Origin of the sequence: Candidatus Vicinibacter affinis (genome assembly GCA_016714365.1) — a bacterium.
GTDB lineage: Bacteria > Bacteroidota > Bacteroidia > Chitinophagales > Saprospiraceae > Vicinibacter > Vicinibacter affinis.
The window spans coordinates 930,525-954,370 of the sequence record JADJNH010000005.1; the positions used below are offsets into that span (position 1 = coordinate 930,525).

At 33.3% G+C, this 23,846-nt stretch carries 15 protein-coding genes and 1 pseudogene; 12 read left to right on the forward strand and 4 right to left on the reverse strand.

What is annotated here, in order from left to right; translation table 11 throughout:
* Positions 1–566 precede the first annotated feature (566 nt).
* The 4 genes and pseudogenes from IPJ53_03895 to IPJ53_03910 all read left to right on the forward strand — a co-directional run bounded on the left by IPJ53_03895 (position 567) and on the right by IPJ53_03910 (position 8,742).
* On the forward strand, positions 567–1,703 hold the full coding sequence (locus IPJ53_03895; GenBank protein ID MBK7798232.1) for a hypothetical protein: 1,137 nt from the start codon (positions 567–569) through the stop codon (positions 1,701–1,703).
* A gap of 51 nt (positions 1,704–1,754) precedes the next feature.
* Positions 1,755–4,274: a hypothetical protein gene (locus tag IPJ53_03900; GenBank protein MBK7798233.1), complete on the forward strand. Its 2,520-nt coding sequence runs from the start codon at positions 1,755–1,757 to the stop codon at positions 4,272–4,274.
* Between the two features lie 87 nt (positions 4,275–4,361).
* A complete protein-coding gene (locus IPJ53_03905) occupies positions 4,362–8,051 on the forward strand; it encodes a hypothetical protein (GenBank protein ID MBK7798234.1) in 3,690 nt (1,229 codons plus the stop codon).
* A gap of 101 nt (positions 8,052–8,152) precedes the next feature.
* Positions 8,153–8,742, forward strand: a pseudogene (locus IPJ53_03910) (transposase).
* Positions 8,743–8,816: 74 nt separating this feature from the next.
* Here the strand turns inward: IPJ53_03910 and IPJ53_03915 are convergent.
* A complete protein-coding gene (locus tag IPJ53_03915) occupies positions 8,817–10,352 on the reverse strand; it encodes a Fic family protein (protein MBK7798235.1) in 1,536 nt (511 codons plus the stop codon).
* 581 nt (positions 10,353–10,933) lie between these two features.
* Here IPJ53_03915 and IPJ53_03920 point away from each other — a divergent pair.
* The 3 genes from IPJ53_03920 to IPJ53_03930 all read left to right on the forward strand — a co-directional run bounded on the left by IPJ53_03920 (position 10,934) and on the right by IPJ53_03930 (position 12,774).
* Positions 10,934–11,671 carry a c-type cytochrome gene (locus IPJ53_03920; protein ID MBK7798236.1) on the forward strand — a complete coding sequence of 246 codons (738 nt, stop codon included), beginning with the start codon at positions 10,934–10,936 and terminating at the stop codon, positions 11,669–11,671.
* A gap of 215 nt (positions 11,672–11,886) precedes the next feature.
* Complete coding sequence (locus IPJ53_03925; GenBank protein MBK7798237.1) at positions 11,887–12,168, forward strand: hypothetical protein; 282 nt, start codon at positions 11,887–11,889, stop codon at positions 12,166–12,168.
* A gap of 228 nt (positions 12,169–12,396) precedes the next feature.
* Complete coding sequence (locus IPJ53_03930) at positions 12,397–12,774, forward strand: hypothetical protein (GenBank protein MBK7798238.1); 378 nt, start codon at positions 12,397–12,399, stop codon at positions 12,772–12,774.
* Between the two features lie 108 nt (positions 12,775–12,882).
* Here IPJ53_03930 and IPJ53_03935 read toward each other — a convergent pair whose 3' ends face one another.
* On the reverse strand, positions 12,883–13,851 hold the full coding sequence (locus IPJ53_03935) for a hypothetical protein (GenBank protein ID MBK7798239.1): 969 nt from the start codon (positions 13,849–13,851) through the stop codon (positions 12,883–12,885).
* A 146-nt stretch (positions 13,852–13,997) separates the two neighbouring features.
* Entirely contained in the window at positions 13,998–14,270 is a 273-nt protein-coding gene (locus tag IPJ53_03940) for a hypothetical protein (protein MBK7798240.1), read from the reverse strand.
* Between the two features lie 213 nt (positions 14,271–14,483).
* On the opposite strand from IPJ53_03940, the gene IPJ53_03945 reads away from it, so the two are divergent.
* A complete protein-coding gene (locus IPJ53_03945) occupies positions 14,484–15,311 on the forward strand; it encodes a hypothetical protein (protein MBK7798241.1) in 828 nt (275 codons plus the stop codon).
* 226 nt (positions 15,312–15,537) lie between these two features.
* Here IPJ53_03945 and IPJ53_03950 read toward each other — a convergent pair whose 3' ends face one another.
* Positions 15,538–17,727, reverse strand: a complete 2,190-nt coding sequence (locus IPJ53_03950; protein ID MBK7798242.1) for a hypothetical protein — start codon at positions 17,725–17,727, stop codon at positions 15,538–15,540.
* Between the two features lie 238 nt (positions 17,728–17,965).
* On the opposite strand from IPJ53_03950, the gene IPJ53_03955 reads away from it, so the two are divergent.
* From IPJ53_03955 to IPJ53_03970, 4 genes are all read left to right on the forward strand, one after another.
* Positions 17,966–19,147 carry a DUF1624 domain-containing protein gene (locus IPJ53_03955; protein ID MBK7798243.1) on the forward strand — a complete coding sequence of 394 codons (1,182 nt, stop codon included), beginning with the start codon at positions 17,966–17,968 and terminating at the stop codon, positions 19,145–19,147.
* Between the two features lie 64 nt (positions 19,148–19,211).
* The gene (locus IPJ53_03960) at positions 19,212–20,918 is read left to right on the forward strand and encodes a PQQ-binding-like beta-propeller repeat protein (protein ID MBK7798244.1); all 1,707 of its coding nucleotides are present in this window, start codon (positions 19,212–19,214) and stop codon (positions 20,916–20,918) included.
* Positions 20,919–21,840: 922 nt separating this feature from the next.
* Positions 21,841–22,062 (forward strand): transposase, encoded by a 222-nt coding sequence (locus IPJ53_03965; protein MBK7798245.1) that lies wholly within the window; start codon positions 21,841–21,843, stop codon positions 22,060–22,062.
* Positions 22,063–22,260: 198 nt separating this feature from the next.
* Positions 22,261–23,115, forward strand: a complete 855-nt coding sequence (locus IPJ53_03970; GenBank protein ID MBK7798246.1) for a hypothetical protein — start codon at positions 22,261–22,263, stop codon at positions 23,113–23,115.
* Positions 23,116–23,846: the final 731 nt, after the last annotated feature.

The window sequence follows — 23,846 nt, forward strand, 5'->3', positions numbered from 1 at the left end:
TTAATATTCATTTTACTATTAGTTACTGTTCATCATTGCAAATTTTCAAATGTAGGATTCTCGAAACAAAAGAAACCATGTGTTAAAAGGAATTTATGCAAGTAATAATTCTAATTAGTAAATTGAAATATTTATACCACAGAACTGCATATAGGAATTTCATACAATGTATTATAATTTGTGGAGTATTTTAAAATCTAATGGTCAATTAAGAGAATTTAGATCAACACCTTAGGATATTTTATGAATAATTCTCTGATTTAGAATGATGGTAAGTCCTGCTGGTTTTATGAGATAATCTAGTTGTCTTTCTTGCTTCCTAAAATGAAACCATTGGTGCCAAATTTGAAATGATTCATTACAAATATTAATCATGAAGCAAAATGGAGAAATCTGTTCGTATCATAGCGTTTGAGTAATAGATTAATTTTTGATAATGTTTAGATATAACGTGATGAAAATAGTATGAGGTTGAATAAATGAATTATTTTTGGACAACCTAGTACTTAACACTTGTTGGGTTCAAGGATTGCATAAAAGCTTGTAGAATATATGAAATTTAAAATATGAAAAATAATCAAACTTTACGAACAGGTCAGAATCTGTTGGTTGGATTATTTCTTCTTCATGCTAGTATTGGCTTTGGGCAGGAATTCGGAGTACAATATGTTGCAGATCACCGATTTTACAATAAAGCTATAATTGCCAGTTTCAGAGGAAATTGCCAGAAAGCCAACGAAAATTTCGATGCATTTATTCAAGATTATAAGAGATATGGCCAAAACTACTGGAAGGATCGGGTTGCTCGCAAGAAATTGGATTGCAAAAACAGTAACACCAATTATTCGAATACAATACATTTTACCAGTAGGAATGTGCTTTCAGATTTAAATACTGGTTCTTTTAGGATTAACTCAAGAAAAAGCATTAAATATAAGGAGGATAAAGTGACATTCAAGAAAACTTTTACTAAGGAACAGATGGCTGAAAAAAAGGAAGTGACTAAAAAGAAAGAAACTAATAAATCAACTAGCTTAAGTCCACCGAGTACTGTAAGTTCCAAGACTAATGCCAAGCCCACAGCAGCAGAAAATCACTCAATTCCATTGGCGAGGAATGAGATTCCACAAAATACTAAAGATAAGGAGAGCCATAAAAGTGGGAATTTAAAGTTTAAAGATGAATCCAATACAAGTACTGATAGTTCACATTACTTTACTGTACAATTTGCAACCAGAAAGGAGTCAGACTACGCCTATATTTCATTATCTGAATTGGGACCAATCTATTCCAAAAAAAATCAGGGAACTGGAGAATATAACTATTTCATTGGTAGCTTTAATACTTTTAACGAAGCAAAAGAACTTGGTTTAATATTGAAAGAGAATGGGTATTCAAAAGCTACTATTGCTGAACATGACAAAGGCATTTTGAAACATATTCATGCTATAATACCGAAAACAGTGGAAAATCTGACAAATGGAATGCCATCGTGCATTGTAATTGTTGGTTCATTTAAAAGTTCCGAAAAAGCATCTAATCTTGGTTCTCAGGTTAAAAGGGATGGTTTTAGGATATTTACTGAGAACTATATGGGATTTCATCGGGTAGGGGTTGAATTTGATTGTATCAAAGATAATATTGACGACAAGCTTCAAGAAATGAAAACGAAATACAACTCCGGAGCATGGCTTAGAAAGTGATTTTTAATTGTTTATTTTTATTCGGATTGTTTATGAATAATATTCAATATTGTGAAGCAAAAAGTTAATTTATTACTCGTTCTCTTTTTTATATCCATGCAGACATTGCGAGGGCAAGTCGAGTTTAGCTTATTAAATGAATCTATTAAATCAATCCATGAAGTTTGGGATATACAGATTGAAAACTCAATGTTGGTAAATCAAAATACATTTTTTGTAGTAACTATTCGAGAAAATTCAACCCTAATTTATGAAGCAAGAAGTAAGTTATTTCTTTTAAATAGCGGCACACAATATTTCAATTTAGCGATGTTGCAGCCATTGCAAATGAAGGTGGATATGCTTAATACTGCGCCATTGGAAAACCGCTCTTTAGATGTACTAATCAAATTATTCAATGTGTCAAATGAATTGATAGCTGAATATCGTATAATTAAAAAGAGCATAGGAGTTGATAATGAATCAAGTGCTCGAGAAAAGTTAAAACCCAAAATATTATTTTCAGGTAATGCCAGAGTTTCTGGACAATTTTCAGATAGACAAGGTTTTAATTCAAAAGTGCCTAAAAATTTCGTTCGCGCTGAATGCTATCCTAATTTAAGTGTTGCCTCTATTCCGGTTGGAATGGACATATTGCTATCCACTGAACAGTCAGCACAAAAACAAAGTCTAAATCAGATTGCCTTAAGATTCGATGCTGGAAATTTTAAAAACAATATGCAAAACTTATTGAAAACTAAGATCAAGGATATTGAATCAGGTACAGATTTGGCTGAATTACAAAGGCTTTCCGATCTTAAGGCTTCAGCAATAAGTAAGAAGTTTCCAAAGTTAAAAGAATGGGAAAAACAACTGGATGACCCAGAGATTAAAAATAGCGCAGAGAAGCTTAAAGAATTGAATCGAATAAACAGTGTTCTTGCGAATCCTGATATTCGAAAAAATAGAAATAGATTAAAACAGCTTAAAAATTCAAAAGACAAACTTAATGAAGGAGAGGAACTTGAACTTAATAGTCTTATTCAATTTGATTCAGAGATTTTTAATCTAGAGCAGAGGGTTATGGTACTGGAAAAATCTAAACAACTCGGCAATAAATATGAAAAATTAGCAACTAAAATAAAATCAGCAAAGGAATTTAATAAAAATCCCATTTTACGAGATCCTCATTCAATTCAAAAAGGGCTGAGTGAATTTAACTTGATGAACAAATGGCAAAAAATATTAAACGGTTTTGAAAATTTAACTTTTGGAAATTTCTTTCCATATTATTCAAAATTGACTTTGAACAGTTTGGCGATCAATGGAGTCCACGTGCAATATAATCCTGGTAAATTTTATATAGAAACTAATTATGGGCAATCGGCAAGAAAAGCACTAAATACTAGCTATAGTGTTCCACAATTGACATTGCCACAAACCACATTTGCTCTTAAGACTGGAATTGGATCCAAACAAGGAAATCATTTGCATCTTTGTTTCATTGATATTAAGGATCAATTACCTAAAGGAGTTGTAACGACGACATCTCCACTTAATCAAAATAGGATCATTGGTTCAGAAGGAAGACTCTCTTTGTTTAAAGAACATATAAATTTAGGAGGGGAAATTGTAGGATCTTTATTTACAAGAGATCTGTCATTGAATTCAAATAATTCCACAGAATATAATTCTAATACAATTCCTTTAAAATTTCTATTCCCTCAACATATGAATAGCAGCAGCATTTTTGACTATGCCTATAATATGTATGCGAAAATTAAACTTTTTTCAAATAGTACAGATATTAACTTAAATCATGAGCGCATTGGTCCTAATTTCATTAACCTTGGATCTCCTACTCTAATACGAAATATCATCAGATGGAAAGCTGAATTACGGCAATCCTTTTGGGAAAAGAAAATAGCATTTTCTATTTTCGCAAAGGAGGATAACAATAGTTTAAATCCTTTATTAAGTACGGTCAGAAGCAATACCCGGTTCTTTGGTTTGAATTGTAATTTATATATTCCTAAATGGCCTGTATTTATTCTATCCTATACTCCATACTCACAAGATAATAAATTGATTTCTGGTAGTCAAAACTTTGAATTGGACAATAGATCTTGGAACGTAATGCTTAATTATCCAATAAAAATCACTAGCAATATTTTATCAAATACTTCTATTCAATTTGTGCAACAATCTCAGAATAGTAATATTCCGGGTGTTGCATATAAATATCAAATGTTGGGAATAAATCAAGCATTACAACTCAGACAAGGTGGTATTTCAATGGCTTTAACCTATATTCCGGAACAAATTATAAATAATGTTAGTCAAAAATTATTTACATTGGATGGTAATGGTTCAATATTTTTATTTGAAAAATGGAATAATCAATTTGGTATTCAATATCTTGATTTAGAATCTAGTGAAAACCGTGTGGGATTTTATTGGAATACTGAATATTTAGTTTTAAAGAATTTAACCATAGAGGTGAGATTGCAAAGAAATATTTATAAAAATATTGATTCAACTAAAGAATTTATGGATTATTATGGGATTGGAGGAATTAAGTATTCATGGTAGAATGATTACAACATTATTGCAATAAAAAAATTATGTGAATTAGGACATTCAAGTTATTTTACATTTATAATATTATCTATTCAAGTTATGAAGATCACAATCATGGAGTGGAGCAATTACAGAAGTATCGATCTTTCAAATAAACCAATGATAATTATCGTTCTTGCGCTATTATCAATTATATCATTAAATGGTCAATGGCAAAGGGTAGCCATTCCTACATCTGAAAAGCTATATGACATTGATATGCTTAATGATCAGATCATTATTGGAAGTTATAAAGGTATATTTTATTCATCGAATCAAGGATTGAACTGGAATACTATAAATATTGATCAGGGCTTTGACATTCCTTACGACGTTCTTGGGGTAAAATTTATAAACTCAACTTACCTTGTCGCGACCGGTTTCTTTTATGAAGGTAATGCTCAAATTGTATACAGGTCAACCAATTTAGGTAATAGCTGGATTAGGGCTTATGAAAACATTTCTAGTGTCAGCCCTATACGTGCCATATACGGACTTGATTTTGCGACTAATGAAGTGGGATTTGCAGTTGGAAAGAATAAAAGTGTAATAAAAACAACTGATTATGGTTCCTCCTGGACAGGCATATATTCAACCGATGATTTATTGATCGATGTCGATTTTAATGATGTATCGCATGGAATTGTTGGCGGATCGCGAACATTCGCATTTACATTGAATGGTGGTGTAAATTGGAAAACATTAAACACAAATTCAGACATCAAATCTGTTTGCGCAGCTTCTAATTCCACTTTTTATGTAAGTACTGAAAATTATTTGTTGAAAACAGAAAATGCCGGAACTAATTGGGATACATTAGTTGGAAGTGTATTTGAATGTGACGATTTACTTTCAATAGGTCAGGACTCTTTATTGGCCGCCACTAAGCGGGGTATATGCTTTTCATCCTCCGGAGGTAGATCCTGGGAGGTATTTAATGAAACAAAAGGTATGTTAATAAAAAAGATCAAAAGATTTAATTCGACTTTTTGGGCCATTGGAAATAATGGCGTTTTATTAAAATCCTCGAATCTACAAGGATTAAAGCCAATTGGTGGGTATAGTCATGCTACACCAAAGCCTCCTGTCTGTGAGCCATTAACTTTATTCTATACAAACATTGGGGATCCACACTGGTCTTTTAAATGGTATTTAGATGACACACTCTTTTCTTCGGATTTTGAAATAAGTTATCCTGTAACAACCAAAAATGCTATACATAAGATAAGCCTTGTTTCTACTTCACGTAATGGTGTCGATACTTTTACTAGCTTTAAAAATTTTAATGTCTATCCAAAACCTCAACTCATATTGCCAAATCAAATTAATTTGTGCAGTGGTAATTCATATCATTTCAATATTCAAGACCCTAATATTTTTACCATTGATTGGATTGACTTGAATACCTCAAATATCTTGAGTAGTGCATCAAATTTTAAATATTCAGGAAATGTTTCTACCAGGTTGATGGCCATTGCCAAAAGTCGTGAAAATTGCCGGGACACTGGCTTTATAGATGTCAACATTCAATTGTCTCCCCCAGAGCTTTGGGCCAATGCAAAGATGCCAAAATCTGTTATGAACATCACGGATATTGATTTTATTGATACTAGGCATGGGTTTGCGATTGACGCAAATGGTAAATATTTTTTAAAATCAACTGATTCAGGTGATTCATGGCAATTAAAAAATTTAAATATTAGTAAATCTAATTTTGCATCCATTGATTTTATTAGTGATAGTGTAGGATTTGTTGCTTCTAATGGAATATATAAGACCAATGATGGAGGATTGACTTGGCAAGAGCCTCAACAACAAGTAAATGGGGTAAGTTATATTCAAATGATCAATGATAAGATCGGTGTTGCTGTTAAAAAAAGAGATGCCAAATTAAAAATATATACTAGTGCAATATATCGAACCATAGATGGTGGAATGAATTGGAATCTTGTTTATGAAACCGATTCCGTGATCAATGAGATTAAAGTGGCGAAAAATGGAATATTGTTTTGTGGGGGCTTGACTGAATCAAAAGGGATCATTTTTGTATCAATTGATTCAGGAAGTAGTTGGAAAGCAATTCTTACTAACCATACTTTTACTCACCTCTCCGCAATTGATGAAAATAATATTTACACCATTACGGACAGTAGCTTACTGATATTTTCAAATGACGGTGGAAAAGTATGGAAGCAAGTAAATTTATTTAATACCCAATTGTTGAGTATAGAAATGCTTGATTTGAATAATGGCTTTATTTTAGGTACTAACTATATACTTAAAACAACAAATGGAGGTAATTGCTGGACTATTCAACAGATTAGAGACAACAATATCGTATCATGTAGGTCTTTAGCATTGAATATGAATAGTGAAATATTTATCTCAGGGATCGAAAGCAATACTAACCTTCCCAAGATTCTTAAACTTACAAAAGGACCCTACTTCCAACATTCAAATATATGTGCACCTGGTAGTGTTACGTTTATAAATAACTCAGACATTAATGGGTACGAATCTTATAAGTGGTATATCAATGATTCCTTACTTTCAAAAGATTCAAATGCAGCGTATTACTTTAATGATTCAGGCGTTGTAAATGTAAAATTAGTAGCAACAAAAAATGGTGTTCAAGATAGTTTTATTAGAAACGTAATTTCTAATCCGAGACCAAAATTGACTACACAAAAAAGCGATGGAATTAAGTTTTGTGCTGGCGAACTCGATACCATTCGATTGGAACATGTAAATAATTTGAGCTATAACTGGAATATTGAGCCCACCAGTGAAGTAAATTATTTTTTTCCAAGGGGGGACAGTTTAATTTATTCTTGGGAACACCGAGACTCTAATACTTATTTGAAGGGTAGAATATCTTGTATAGCTCGAGATGCGAATGAATGTTATTCAGATTCATTGATTATTCATAAGCCAATTCTACAAGGGATCATCATGAATAATCTTACCTATAAGGATACTTATTGTGTTGGTGATAGCAGCATATATTATTACGATACTTTGGCAATAGCAGCAATTTCTTTAGATACAGTTGTATGGAGCATTTTTGAGGGTAGTCCTAGTTGGTCCATTACTCCAAAGGGTGATTCATGTATATTAAAGTACAATCTGATTGGTGATAATGTTTTGGGAATTATTGAAGCTGTATCTACGAATGATTGTTTTGGCAATGGCACTGAATTTGGTTTTTATGTTATCGGACCTCCGGTTATTTTATCTTTGCCTTCTGTCAGATCTTTTCACCTTGGCGATGATGTAAAGCTCGATTTAGCACTGCGAAATTTTTCAGGTATTAATTTTAGATTAGAACTTTATAGAGATAGTATTCTTGTTTACGAAGGCAGAGATCTTCCAATTCACCTTACTGCATCATTTGACTCAAGCGATATAGGGACTTATCATGCAGTTGTAGATAACGGATGTTTTCGTACTGAGTCGGCACCATTTACTATCGGATTAATCACAGACACAGAACAAAAAGGAATAGCTGATTATTCCATTTTTCCTAATCCTGCATCTGAAGATATTTATCTTGAATTTAGTGAACCAACGAATTTAAATTATGCATTTATTCAATTTGCAGATGGCAGAGAGATGATAAAAAAATTTGAAATGATTTCAGAGCGAAAATTTAAGATGAATTTATCTGAGTATCCTGCAGGTCTGATATTGCTAAGAATTCCTATAAATGAGACAAATCTTTATAAAAATATTGTTTTGCAAAGAGAATAATCTTTTGCATTCAATTATTGGATGAATAAATAATACTTTTCCCCCTCCTGGCGCAAGTCTGCGACTTGTGCCTTATTAGCATTTTATAATATCTTCGTCCAATGAGCACCAAATATAAATTCTTAGATTCAGACGGAATATATTTTGTAAGTTTCGCAACGGTTCATTGGATTGATGTATTTACCAGATAAGAATACAAAGAAATGTTTATTGGTAGTTTAAAGTATTGTCAGAAAACAAAGGAATGATTATTCATGCCTGGTGTCTGATGACCAATCATGAACATCTTATTTTTTCTTGCAAAGAGAAAGGAAAACATTCTGATATACTTCGCGATCTAAAGAAATTTACTTCAAAGAAAATAATAGAATCAATCCTAGACAATCCTTTTGAGAGTAGAAAAGAATGGATAATAGAAATTTTATCTGATGCAGGAAAAAATAGTTCTAATAATAAAGAATACCCCTTCTGGCAACAAGATAATCATCCTATTGAAATTTATAGTCCATAGGTGATTTCTCAGAAGCTTAGCTATTTACATAACAATCCGGTTGAATCAGGAATTTTTTCAGAAGCCGAACATTACTTATCTAGCAGTGCATCTAGTTATTGTGGTCAGATTGGACTAATAGAAGTAGAAATATTAGATGTTCCGGCAAGTAGAGTTGGATATATTTATACTGGAAGATAAAGATTGATAAAGAGGTGCAAGTTAGAAACTTGCGCCAGCAATGGGAATGCCATGTACAAACAGATGGTTATTATTTAGGTAAATATTTTCTGGTATTCAGTTTCAATTTTGCTTATTTCTTCTTCATTAAGTTTGTCAAATTCATTTTCCTTTGCTCTTTTTGAAAGGGAGCCTCCATTTTGTTCCAGAAACCGCACCAAAAGCGCAACCAGTTTATCCGGCATTTCAAATTCATCTTCAATATAGCGCTTGAATTGGTCATATCGTATGATATAGTTTACTTCGCGTGGTATAATGTTTTCAATCGTATCCATGACACAATCATACATAAACTCGGCCTGTTTGGTCGCATCAAAATAGGCATAATAATCCATAGTGTCATTGAGCACTTCAATATTGTGATCATTGGTTTCCCGCCAATCTATATAATCAAGAAGAGGCAAAGAATAGGCTTCCAGTACTTTTCTATAATCAACGATGTGATCTAAAATAGAAGCTGACACAGGAAATATCATACCTTGTTTTGAAAATTGTTTTTTTGAAAGTATATGATGTATCAGGTAGCGGTGTAAACGACCATTACCGTCTTCAAATGGATGAATGAATACAAAACCAAATGCAGTAATTGCAGCTGACAGCACAGCATCCATATCACTTTTTAATAGCATCTGATTGGTTTGTATCAGACTTGTCATTAAATGATCCAGGTCTTGCCATTTGGCCGATATATGATCTGGCAAGGGCTCTCCGGTAATTCGATCATGCTCCCCTATAAATCCGCCTTTGTTACGAAAACCCATGTCCACAAATCGGGGATTTTCAATGATTATTTGTTGTAATCTCAATAACTCTTCTTTATTTAATTCAATCCTACCTGCCTGCCCAATAGCTTGTCCCCATCTTGCCATTCTTTTGCTTTTAGGACTTTCTCCTTCAATAGTAAAAGATGCTTTGGAGTCTTTCAGCAATAAAAATGCGGATGCCCGTTTTAATACTTCTGCATGAATATCTTTAATATATTTTTCTGTATGGGTGGAAATATTTTTTTCAATATATTGGTTCAGTTTATCCGTTTTTCGAATCAACGGGCAGAAGCCATTAATCCCGGGTAGATTATTTATAATGCGATGTCGTACTGATTTTTCTCCTTTTGTTATAGCAAATTGCAATTCCATGTCTACCAAGGGTATATAGTTCCCTAGTTGTATATCTTCGGTGTCTAATTGTTTTTTCAATAACCATTCATACAAAAACCAGAGTCTTCTGCTATATTGTCCGGTCGGTTCTTGTTTTATTAATGCCAATGTTTCTTCCTCTGAAAGTTTTTCAAATAGTTTTTTCAGTAACAGGAGATTGATCCCTTCATATTTTAAAGCAAAAATCAAATGCTTATACAAACTATCTTCCGGTAGGTATCTTGATGTGAACACCTGCCATTCATCGGTCTTGTATTCTCGTTTTTTAGTGCTTATAAGTGCAAGTACATCAGGAACCGGCACTTCCAGTTTGTATGCTTCCAATAAAGCACCATAACCTACAAGAAATCCTTCTTCAGGAGACATCCGTCCGTGAAAAACAGTGATTTTTAGTGAAAAACGATTATTAATCATATACTTTGGTGAAAATTGAAAAACAAAAGTAGTAAAAAATAATTAATTTAAGTGAAATACAGTTAAATATATGTATTTATGGTGAAAAATAACTATTCCTAAAAATGGTTTATTTTATCCTGGCAGGCATAAGTCTCCCAACAATTCAGTTGTGATAGTTGCTACTTGAAGCAATAAGTCTAAAGATATGTTTAGCAAAATGAAATAATTTGCACATTTAAAGTTTACATATTTTGTAATCACATTTCAAGTTAATTAAAGTAAAGCTCCACCAATAGTAAGAGTCAACCACATAAATCAGGATCGGTTTGATATGTAACGATGTTCTAAAGTACGAGAAGGTTTTATAATAATAAATTGCAAAGAATTATTTGTTGAAAGTCTGCGCAAATTCCATTTTGCACTATAGCCTGAAAGAAATCCTAAACAGGAGTCCTTGGTTGCGAAAAATTCTGTTATTATTATGTAGTTTTTTATTTTGAATTTAGATTGTTGTTTTGTCTAGTTTTTTTATCAATATAAAAGTTCAGAGAAAAACTATTTAAAATAATATTCTGTACCATCTAGTAAACCTAATTCAAATGACCATAAAACTATATATATTATTATTGATTTCATTGATTAGCTTTTCCGAAATACCGAAACAGGATATGCATATACTTGATTTCGGATTATTTACTCTTAAAACCCCGTCGGACTGGGAGAAGATAGATCAACAAGGAATAGATAGTTATGCTGGCTCCTTAACCAATAGAAGAGACACTTTGAATTTCAATCTGGGCTTGTATAGTAGATCAGTCTGCGACAATGATGAACCCAATAAACACAAATTGAAAAGAGATACGGTCAATGGTCTAATCGCATATATTGTAATTCCTGTTGTTGCTGGTCAAGGAAGAATAGGGATGAGTATTGAGAGTTTCAAAAATAGAGAACAAAGGTTTGTTATCAGTGGAAGAGATATTATATATACCGATACGATACTTGACATTTTTAAATCTATTATGTTTTCAGAAAGTGATGAGACCCAAAATCCATTATTAACTTATGATAAGTTTAATTTAATTCCTGATGGATCTGGTAGAAGTTTATTTCGTAATTATTGTGCTTCTTGCCATCAAAGACATATGGATTTTATTGGGCCGAATTTGCAAAACATTCTGTCGACAAGATCCATGGACTGGGTATTTAAATATATTACTGACAGAAAAAGCATCGTGTTCAAGAAAAAATCCAGTAAAAAAGAACAATTGAGATGTATTGAAAATCCGAGTTTAAGCAAGGAATATATAGAGAGAATTATTGAATATTTGAATTAATAGGCTAATTTTACATAATTAGATTTTTGCAAAGTAGAAACTAAGTGAAATTGACATATTTATTTGACTTTATGTTTGTCTATTTTATCTTTTTTAGCAGCATTAACGAAAGAATGGCAACTATTGAGTTGTAACAGATTTAAATTTGTTTAGTAAATTCATCAGGTTACCTGAATTTTAATAAAATTTTAAAAAATATTCCTTTAATAATCATTTTGCTGTTATTTACTGTTTCTAATTGCAAATTTCCAAATGAAGGATTCTCGCAACAAAAGAAACCGTTGGAAGAAACATTTGAGATGGAAGTTGTGCCTGACGACACAGTTTATTACAATGAGGATCTTGCATTAACTCAAGGTGAATCATTCAAAGCACTTGAACATTTTCCCATTATTGTTGACACTATTCATTTTATTGAGGAACTGAAAGTGAATTGTCACCTTAATTCCTATGGATATAAAAGGGACTGGCAAATAACGGAGTATAAAAAAATATAGGCTTATGGATGTATTGAAGACTGTTACTATATTGAGTTTGGTTACAGAAAGATTTCAGATAGTGGGTTTCCATGGAAATGGCAAGTTATATTTAACAATGATAAAAATGTTTTACTTATTATCGATGCACTTTTTATAAAACAAGTTGAAATTTTTGAGAATAAGGATGTATTCTTATTGGCTACATTCTCCACCAGTAAAGGAAATGGAGGTCATAATTTGTGTGGCATGGAAAACAATAAGATAGTCGACTTTTTGGAAGATTCAATTATAGATAATTATCCAAGGACCTATGATAGTAATCATTACGACGATTGGATTGAAAGCGATGAATTAAAATTAGTACTAGCAGATGAAAATAAGGATGGCTATACGGATGTCAAGTTTTATGGAACTATATTGCGAGATATTGAACAGTTTAACAATCAGGAGAAATATGGTAACTTTCCTGAAATATCTTTGTTTGATTCCATTCTTGAATATTCTGTAACTGTCCGAAAAATACCCATTGAGCTAATATTTTTATTTAATAGCAAAAAACAAAAATTTATACCAATAGAATATTATAGTCAAAAATATCCAAGCCCTTATATTTCTAATGAATAAATAATTTATTATTAAAACCTAATAATGGATATTTAAATTAATTGATTACAAAACTCCTTTATATTAATTTTAAATTGCTGAAACTGCTCTTTTCTTTGAATGAGCTAATTATATTTTTTCTTGTAAGTCTTGAAAATCATCTGACTTAATATTGTATGATAGAGGTTTGTACTTAGAATATATAATTTCTCCAGTTAGTGAATGGATAACATTGATATATTTGTCAGTGCTGCTTTTGATATAAATCAAATAATAAAACCCTGTTGTATCTGTAAGTATTTTATGATTCAAATCAGCTCCGGATAAAAGTATATATTTAAGTTTAAAGTCTTCAAAAATGTCTTTTTCATCATGCTTTTTTGTTTCATTTCCATTGAATTTATTGAATTTAGTTAAAACATATTCTGGAATATATAATGATTCCTTCTTTAGTTTTTTCAGCTCCTTAGCATTAGAGCTTCCTGTATAAAGTGAGTGGCTTTCATTCTTTGCTAAATAGCCCATTAATGCTTGCACATAGTTCTTTAATACTCCAGGTCCCCAGTTACGGATATGTCCATTTCCATCAAATTCTGATTGATAGAGTAAGTCTGGATTAGACAAAGTTTCGAAATCAGTAAAAAGCTCAATTCTGGCTACTTGAATTTTATCACCATTACCAAATATTTTGTTCTTTTTTTTACTTGTGAAATACTTTTTATCACATGTCCATAATTCAAGAAATATATGAGTGTTTGAATAGTTTATTCCATGCTTTTGGCTTCCATTTTGATAAAGTCTTGTAAATTCTGTATTCGTTTCATACCCACCTATTGTCAGAAAGGAATTTTCTGGAGATAGGTATTTTTCAATTTCTGAATATTTGATAAATTCTGCTTTAGATATTGTCCAATAGTTTTTAAAAACTTCAATATACTCTTTAGTCTTTTCAGAATTAGGATCTTTCATTGCAATATAAGTGGTGCCGCTTTTGATTTTTGCAATTTCAGAAAGATTTGAAATTGAGAATTGACTATTGGCAATAATTGGTGTCAATAAATTGATTAAAAATAAAATAAGTATTGGCTTGGTTTGCATATGTTAAGCGTTTTAATGGTTTAAAATTTTATTTTTTATATATTAGTATAATATGATTTAAATTGATTCCAATGCTGTTGAATTAAAATATTATTAATATTAGGATTATTTTAGTAAGGTTTCAAATATTGTATCCTGATTATTGTTTAATTTTTAATTAGCTTGTTTGCAAAGTTATATTTATTTGGCTGAAATAAATACTCTTGATTGATAATTATTTTATATTTATATAAAGAATGATTAAAAGTTAATTCTCTTATTTTGTGTTCTGAAAGAGCTGTATTGCCAAAAATTAAGTAGATGATACCATATTTTAAGCGATAGTATGCGAATTTTTGTTTTCCGGTAATGGGTAGTGTTAATCTAATTATTTGGAGGTAAGTTTGTTGAAAGAAAGAGGTTTTAATTTCAAAATCCATTTATTAATCATAGTGGTATTAATTAATTCTACTTTTAACGAATATTCATACATAGGTATTTAATTGGATTAATGAAGAATTTTAAAATTTTGATTAAATTTGGAAATGAACCTTGATATTCACATATCAAATGTAAACAATATATTTTAAGGCGCCTTTCCTTTTGCAGAATAATTATGTTGAAGAACTATTTGTGATGAATAGAAATTTGAAATGGCAAATTATAAATTTAGTTTGAAACAAAGGATTCTCTTGGTTGGAATTTTATTATTAAGTTTCAGTGATAATCAACATATAAATGGATCAGATTCCATTAACCTGAATCTAACTGTTGACACGCTTTTTAATGAACACATGGCATTTGAAAAGGTATATGGAGAATTAACTATAGGCGACACATTGCTCTATAATGAAATTATCCAAGAAAGAACTAGAGAAAAGTACTCCGCTTTGTTTAGTTATGTAGTTTTTCAGGAGGTCTCTTTTGGAATCAGGCAATTAAATTTACTCATTCAGAATTTAATATTTGATGGATTTGAAAATCCAGACAAGTATGTCGATAATTATATCATTCATGAAAAAAGTAATCAAAAGGAAGAATATTTTGAAAGTGATGATGAAAGTCTAGAGATGCTTTTTAACTCAAATTATTTAGTATCCTTTATTCATGAAGACTTTGAAAAAAAGGGTGGAGGAGCAAGAATGTTTGGACAGCGATTTGGATTCATATTTGACGTAGAAACAGGAAAACAAATGTTGCCAAAGGATATTTTCGATAGCTGTAAACTTGATTCTGTCAGAAGAATAATTAAAGAACGTATTGTTGAAATGTTTGAATCTGATGCAGATTTTACCAAAGAGGTTTTAAAAACAACCATTCCAATTACCAATAATATTGCAATAACAAAGAGCAAAATGATATTCATCTATGCTAATTCTCTATTCAGTTTTCTTACCGATGATATTATTCTTGAGATATCATTAAACGAATTAAAACCCTATTTGGCAGCGAATATGATACTATTTACTCAGTTGAGATGAGTGAAGATGTGATTGGTAGACTTCCTCATAAAAGTAGACTGAAAGATAAGATAGAAAATTAATAAATTCATCAAAAATTATAAGTGTAATTGTTTTTAATCTTAGAGTAATAATTTTTGAATACGTGCATGAAGAAATTGCAAATTGGAAAATGCTAAAATGATAATATTTCTCTTTTGGATTTGTAATGCGACAAATTGAAATTAGTATTTAAAGTTCTTCCAAATTATTTCTTATAAGAATTCTGATAGCTGCGGATGAGTTCGATGGGATTGTTCAACACATCGCTGAGGGCTGTGATGAAAGCATCTTTTTTCACCTTGGACATGGCATATTGAAGGGGTTCGACTTCATCCGGGATGTATTCGAAACTGCAATTCGGATTACAGGACTTGATGCCCTCGACCAGTAAGTCGACGATGGCTTGTGGTGTTCTTCCGCGATGAAATTTTGCCTGATGGATGATGATGTGGTCAAACATTTCTGCAGAGAGGTAACCCAGTTTTATGATCGAATCATCCGGGCGGTCACCGGTACCTGTAATGATGCCGATGTGGTAAGGGGAATTAATTGTTTTTAGAAAATCCCTGATACCACTGAACCCTTCCGGATTGTGCGCAAAATCAACCATCACCTTGAAATCAGGAAAATCAAAAATATTAAGTCTTCCCGGTGTTTGTTCGGCGGAAGCATGAAAAGTTTTCAGACCTGATGCGATCTGATCTTTTGTAAATCCGGCTACGTAACATGCGAGACTGGCAGCAAGCGCATTGGCCACCATGAATCCAACCCTCCCCCCAAATGTAAGCGGAATGTCTTCTACATGAATGATGGAAACGGCTTCCGTGTTTTTCATTATTTTAATCAAACCGTCTTCGACATAAGCAGCCGTTTTGCCTTTGCCGAGGTGTTCGGTAAGTGCAGGATTATTTTTATCCAGACTGAAATAAGCGACTTCGTTTTTTGATTGTTGGCCGATGTGATAAGTATATTCATTTTCTGCATTCAGAACTGCCCAGCCTCCCGGTTTGACTGCATCCACTACCAACCCCTTGACTTTCGCTAATTCGTCTAAGGTATGAACATCTGAAAGCCCAAGATGGTCTGCAGTAACATTGGTGATCACGGCAATGTCGCATTGGCTAAAAGCCAGGCCTGCCCGTAACAATCCTCCACGGGCTGTCTCCAGAACTGCATATGCTACTGACGAATCTCTCAGCACCATACCTGCACTACCGGGTCCGGTGTTGTCTCCTTTTTCTACCAGCACGCCATTTACATAAACCCCATCGCTGGTGGTAAATCCGGTGCGCGTCCCTGTTTGTTCGATGATGTGCGCAATGAGTCTTGTGGTGGTGGTTTTCCCGTTTGTTCCGGTGACCGAAATGATGGGTATTCGGAAAGGTGTTCCCGGCGGGAAAAGTCCATTGAGATATAAGCCTGCGATCTCCTGACTTTGAGCAGCAGATCCTTGGGCAAAAAATTCAAGGTCAGGTGTAATGTTGACATCCGCCACTTGTAAATTTGGGTCGTTCAGATTTTCACCATGCATCCAGATTTCCAGGTCCGGAATATTCAAAATGTGGCTGATCCTTTCCAGACGAAAAACGGTGGATTCATTCGGCGTTTGTTGGGTAGAAGTTCCGTCGCTGATGATTACTTTAGCAAATTCATGATTCAGGATGAGCACCCTGAATCCTATGAAAAGTTCTCTGGAGGCAATGGCTTTTCGGGTGAATGGTATGGAGGCCTCGTACAACAATTCCATCATGGAATCTCTGTCGGATGCCATTCGTGATGCCACCGCGTTGGTGTGTGAATTTAAGCTTTTGTATAAGGTCTTTTGAAATTTTCCGTATCCCAACATAAAATACTCATTACCGAATAATCGCTGTGCGGGAATTCCTCTGGAGGCTGCAGCATCCAGGATCATTTTTATTCCTGGCGAAATGGCATTGGCTAATTTAATATTTTCAATTTTTTCGATGTATGCTTCCAGGTCGAGTTGTTGACCGTTTAACAAAGATTGAAGGATGTCAAATGATGCTTGAGCTGCAGCTTTACCGGCTTCTTCCTCTTTGTATTCAAAAATAACCCCATAGGTGCCGGGATAAATGGTCTTCAATATTTTGAGGAAATGGACGTGGAGCCCACTTTTATTTTGTAACTCCAGGGCTAATCGTCCGGCGGTTTTTGCCAAAAGATCCAACTGGGGAGTTGGCTCTGAAATTTGATTTTCAATGATGAGTGCCATCTCTTCCTCCGGTATCAGCGGTAAGTTCTTAAGCATGAGATCCAGATCGTCCGCATTGAGGAGGTTTTCCTCTGAGAGGTCAAGTCTCAGATGGATGAGTTTGTAGGGATTGAAACTGTGAACGTTGGGTCCGCGGAGGGCCTGGATGCTGATTATTTTCATGGAGACCTAAGAATTTTTATCGAGGTCTTAAAGGTATGGATTATTTGGAAAAGTGCATTTTTGATTTGTAGAAAAGGGGATGAATTATCTGATGGGATAGAGGTCAAATTGGATTGCCAGCTGCTTGAGGTCTGTGTACGAGCGGAGCGAGATCGCTTGTAATATTTTTTTACGTTCTGTACCTCAGGCATGATAATAGAACTATATTTATTCTGGCTTAGCTCTTCAAACAACCAAAATGAAAGACCGGATTGAATCCATTGACCTACTCAGGGGACTTGCCATGGCCATCATGGCACTGGATCATGTGCGAGACTATTTTCACCTTACTGCCAACACGGATGATCCCCTGAATCTGAATACGACGACGATGGCACTTTTTTTTACACGATGGATTACCCATTTTTGCGCACCGGTTTTTGTATTTCTTTCAGGGACGTCCATTTATCTGCAATCCCTCAGGAAGACGAAAAAGGAATTAAGTTTGTTTCTTATTAAAAGAGGTTTGTGGTTGATTTTTCTGGAGGTTGTGGTCGTCAGTTTTGGTTGGTCATTTAACCCTGCCTATCATGGTATATTTTTGCAGGTAATCTGGGCTATTGGAATCAGTATGGTTGTGCTGGGTCTGCTGATTAATTTACCATTTAATGCAATTTTGGCCATAGGAGCTTTGATTGTGCTTGGACACAATGGATTGGATTATTTAGAATCCGCAGAAGGCTTTCAGGTCGGTTTTTTTTGGAACCTATTTCATCATGGATTTTTTACTCCCTACTTTCTTGATGGAGATCATTATGTTTTAATCATCTATGCTTTTGTTCCCTGGACAGGATTGATGATGCTGGGCTATTGTTTTGGGAAATATTTTAGTTCCTTTCCGGAACCATCCATCCGGCGAAAGAAAATATTTGGTATGGGTATTTTGTTGATTGGATTATTTGTGTTGCTTCGTGGGATCAATCAATATGGAGATCCTCATGCCTGGGCTTATCAAAGTGATGGGATAAAAAGTTTTTTATCTTTTATAAATGTCAACAAGTATCCGCCGTCTTTGATGTTCATGAGTCTGATGATCGGATTGGGGATGATGGTATTGGCCTGGGTGGAGTCGGTAAAAAATATATTTACTGATTTTCTCAGGACATTCGGGCGTGTATCATTATTCTATTATTTGGTCCACATTTATCTCATTCACCAATTATCTACGATAAGTTTTTTTATGCGCGGCCATACGTTTGCTGAGGGTTATCATAAGGAATCTCACTTTCCATTTTATTTTTTGGTGCAGGGAGAAGGATATGGTTTGCCGGTGGTATATGGAGTGTGGATATTGGTATTGATTTTACTTTATCCGTTGTGCAAATGGTATGATCGGTATAAGACCGCACACAAAGAAAAATGGTGGTTGAGTTATTTGTAGTGAGTTTTTAGCTGCACCAATATAAAGTTGATTTCCGATTTGAATTTGAATTAAATTATGGGAGATGATTTTACGAACTTTTTTTTTAAGTTTATTTTTTCTTCTGGTAATAGAGCATTTTGTGGATGCACAAAACTGGAGCACCTATGGAGGAGGCAGCTACAGAAATGCGCTTAGCAGCATGACAGGTCCAGGTGAGATAAGTACACCTGTTTGGAATGTGGCCAGTGGAAATCAAACGAATCTTGCGCAAGCCATTTATTCATTTGGCGATCGGTTTGTTACCAGTCGCATTAAATTCAGTCCGTACTCCGGACTTATCGAATGCAGAAGAATTTCAAATGGTATGTTGTTGTGGACATCTCCTAGTATTAGAAGTACTTCTATCCTTTATGCCATAGGTTTCACAGAAGATGCGGTATATGCTCATGACTACAACAATGACAGTCTTTATGCACTCAGTCCTGAAAATGGATTGATTAAATGGCGAGGTAAGGTGAAGTCACAAACTTTCGGTGCGTATCCGGGAGTAGTTTACAGTTGTGATGGAGATTTGATACTGAATGCACCGGTTGCTTCGGGTAATTTTACCATGAGGGTGGATAAGCATAATGGTCAAGTAAAATGGTTTAACAAGGAGTTGATTGCCATAGGACCTGCTGTTGGACTTGCAGCAACAGAAACTACGGTGTACCGAATTACAGGAGGAATTACCCTGCCGATAAGGCTCACAGCGATGGATGTAGAAACCGGTAAAACAAAATATTCATCCGCGCCTATACCCGGCGACGGAGATCAGGAAAATCCTATCATGATCGGAAGTGATGGGATCATTTATTTTTGGCGTGATGGCGGATCATTTTATGCATACGAAGATACCGGAAGTGATTTTGTAAAGAAGTGGGAGTACATGCCACAGATCACTACCGGTGTAGCACTTAGCGGAAATATGGCAGAGGCCATGGATGGAAATATTTATATTTTTGACAATGGTTATTTAAAAAAAATCAGTCATTCATCCGGAGAAGTTTTGATGGTCAGTGTGGTGGATCTTCCAAAGGGAAGCATTTGTGTAGGGGTGGATTCAACCGTTTATGTGAATGATCAGGAAGGAAAATATTATGCCCTTACAGACGATCTACAAATTGTTAAATGGAATTTAAATTTATCGGGCAATCATTATTGTGCGCCTGCAATATTGCAGGAGGGAGTGATGGTTTTAGCAGGTGGTGGATATAATATCCGTGCCTATCAGACTGCAAAAGCGCACAGTCCTGTGGTAGATTTTCGCGCCTCTGTCAGAAGAATCAGGGCGGGAGAATCCATTGACTTTTATGATCAATCATCGTATGTACCTGAAAAATGGAATTGGGAATTTGAAGGTGCGGAAATTGATCATTCTGATCAGCAACATCCAAAGAGTATTCGTTATCTCAATCCAGGTATTTTTACAGTTGGACTGCAAGCTGAAAACGGTTTAGGAAGTCACATGATTGCAAAAGATTGTTACGTAGAAGTTTTGCCAGCAACAAGTGTAGCTGATTTTGACAAAAAAATGACCATTCGTTTATTTCCAAATCCAAGTCATGATGTGATTTACTTTGATCCACCTATCCAAGATGAAAATTGTAGGATATTTTCAGCAAATGGTAAATTGGTAAAAGAGACCAGCATTCATCAAAATTCATTGAATGTAGGTTCTCTGGAATCAGGAATCTATTTCTTGTTTTTAGAAACTTCCAAATCGAGAATCCGAATGGTCAAAATCTAAAGGGTCAATTTAATAATTTTGGTAGAACCAGTTTTGCGGACCCCGTTATTCACTAAAGTTGTCCTGAATTCCATCCTGGTATCATTGTTCTTTTTTGTCTTGATAAATCCATTCTATGCATTAGAATTTCTATTCCAATTTAAAAACTTCCGCCAAGAAGTTTACCAGTTGTCCGGACAATTCCTTTGGGGAATGGTTGTACTTTTTCTTTCAGTAATAATACGGGGTATGGACATTTCCTTCCATGCTAAGCAGCATTTTAAGGTCTGATTTCTATTCCTATTGACTTCTTGCAATTTCTCAAATCCTTCCTTAGTCATGCTTTTTTGCACAAAGCTATAATTCATAGCGACCAATGACAAGTGGCAGTTAGCAGGACGGATTCTTCCCTGTTAAGTATCATTTCAAACTCACAATGCTATTCCTATAGCCTTCTTGCAATGTCTCAAATCCTTGTTTAGTCATGCTTTTTTCCACAAAGCTATTGTTAATAGTGACCAATGGCAATTGACAGATAGTAGGACAGATACACAGTTCTAACAAATGAAGCCACTGAGTTTTGAAGAATACCAGAGAATTAGTTCAGAAACTTTAATTGTGGCCAATAACAAATTGAAAAATTAAAATGAAATTCAGTTTAATTAGAGTATAGCTCTCAAAACGGTAAAAGCAATCAAACTTATAGTCCTTAACGGGAGGCCAACCACATCCATATAATTGTCCCATTAAAACAAAAAAAAACTGCAAGTCAATGACTTACAAGGGCTTTATGTGATCTGTTTGGGACTATGTTATATACATACATGATAATCAATTAGTTTAGTTTACTAAATTAGCTAAGTGCGGTGTTTAGACTTCCTCATAAAAGTGGACAGAAATATAAGATAGAAAATTAATAAATTTACCTATTAAATCTTATTAGATGTCAAAATTGAAAAGAAAATTCACCAAGGAGCAAAAGCTCGAGATTGTCAAAATGTCACTAGAAGACAATCTGTTAGATAGGGAAGTAGCTGAGCGATTTACTGTGTTATTAAAGGTCATTTATTATTGGCATAAGAGTTTGTGCAATATGAATACACTGCCTTCCCAGGCAATGGTAAGATGCTTGGAACCGAACAGGAAAAAGGACATGCAACATTAAGGAAAAAAGTATGAGATAATTTGAAATTAAAACTTTGGAAATATAAACCCATACTAGAATTTTATGAAAAATATTTATGGCTAAGAGAATTTTCACTCTGGCAAATAAATATAAATGTAAGCTTAATTTCAAATATTTGTAATAAATAATTATATCGTCTACAAAAATATTTCTTAGATTTTTAAATCAATTTTGAATATGGCTAAAACAAAAATATCTCAAAGTCAAGTAAATACAAGAGAACTTTTTTCAGTTAAACAAATCCTATTATCTCGAGGTTTTGAAATTAAAACTACCAATACAGAAGAAAAACTTTTAGTTACTGAACCAAATCAAGACAATGATATTTGGAAATTGCTATTCGACATTTATAACAATTCCAGCCTTAGAACTGAATTAAAAGATTTTCTTTACAAAAGAAAAGTGCCTACTTCGAATGAAATTTTAATGCTTCTTAATCAACCGTGTATAGTTAAGGAAAGAAGCCGATTCGACAATACTTTTGAATGGTATGCGGGTGAATTAATGATAAGAAAATTTGCTGCTTTTTCTGCATCTCATGGAGTAACAATTAAGGATTTAAAGAGAAATTCAAATGAAAAAGAATCAGGTGATTTTGATTCATTGGTTGTACTTAGAGATACTAATCTTGCCTATTTTGAATGTAAAGCAGGTAGCTTTGATTTTAATTCAATTAGGAGGTGTTATGTTCGTATGCAAATGTTAAATTGTCAATATTCGATTTTATTCTGTGTTGACAATATAGATGAAGAAAAATTAAAATGGGAAATATCTAAAATAAAAGTGCCAGGATTGAATTTACACAGGATGGACAAAATCAATATATATGGAAAACAGAAAGCTTACATATATGAATTACACAATTGTTACATTATTGACATGTCCGGAGATGTAGAAACAAAATTAAGGACTGCATTGAGAATTAATGCAGCAAAAATAAATCAGTTACATCATGGCATCGGTATGGATGATCAAACTTATAAAGAACTTGGCTATAAAAGAGAAACATTAGATGTTCAGATATATCAATAAATGTAGCTTAAACAATTAATATAGTTTTTCGTCCTAAATAAAGTTATAAATTAAATTATTCATTACTAAATTGAATGATTGTTGTCTGGGTTTTAATTCAATTGAATCATTCTAATGATCTTTTTCAATTAGAATTTAAGATATAGCAAAAAATATTATTTTAGATGACTTGTATTATAAATTAATTTATTGATATTTAATAAAATACGAATATGTTAAATAAATATTTAAAAATATTTTACAAAAAATTAGGATTTTATTTTTAAGCATTTTACATTTGTTTATTGCTGAAATATTAAGAAAAGAGAGACATGACTTGGTATTAACACTATGCCTACTAAGTATTTGAGAAGTATTATTAACCCATTTCTAATTTCAAAACAAATTTTAAAATGATCCTACGATAGGCTTATGTCTATTTGATAGATGTGGTATAGGCTTTTGGTTTGTATTGAATGAACAATCATTGCCTAAGGATGTAATAGCCTCTATTGTCAAATTCTATTCATTTTATTGTACTAAAAATTAATTACATGAATCTAAAATTGAAAGATTTTAAAATGAAAAGAAACAACTGAATTATGTAGTGTATTTTGTTCGTAATAATACAAGACAATGATTATTTGATTTCACTAACTCGCAAAAGATTAGTTCGGATTCGGTATTTTATAGACATAATTTAACACAGTTGTTTTTCTAAAATATTATTTTTTCTGTATGGTTATCACCAA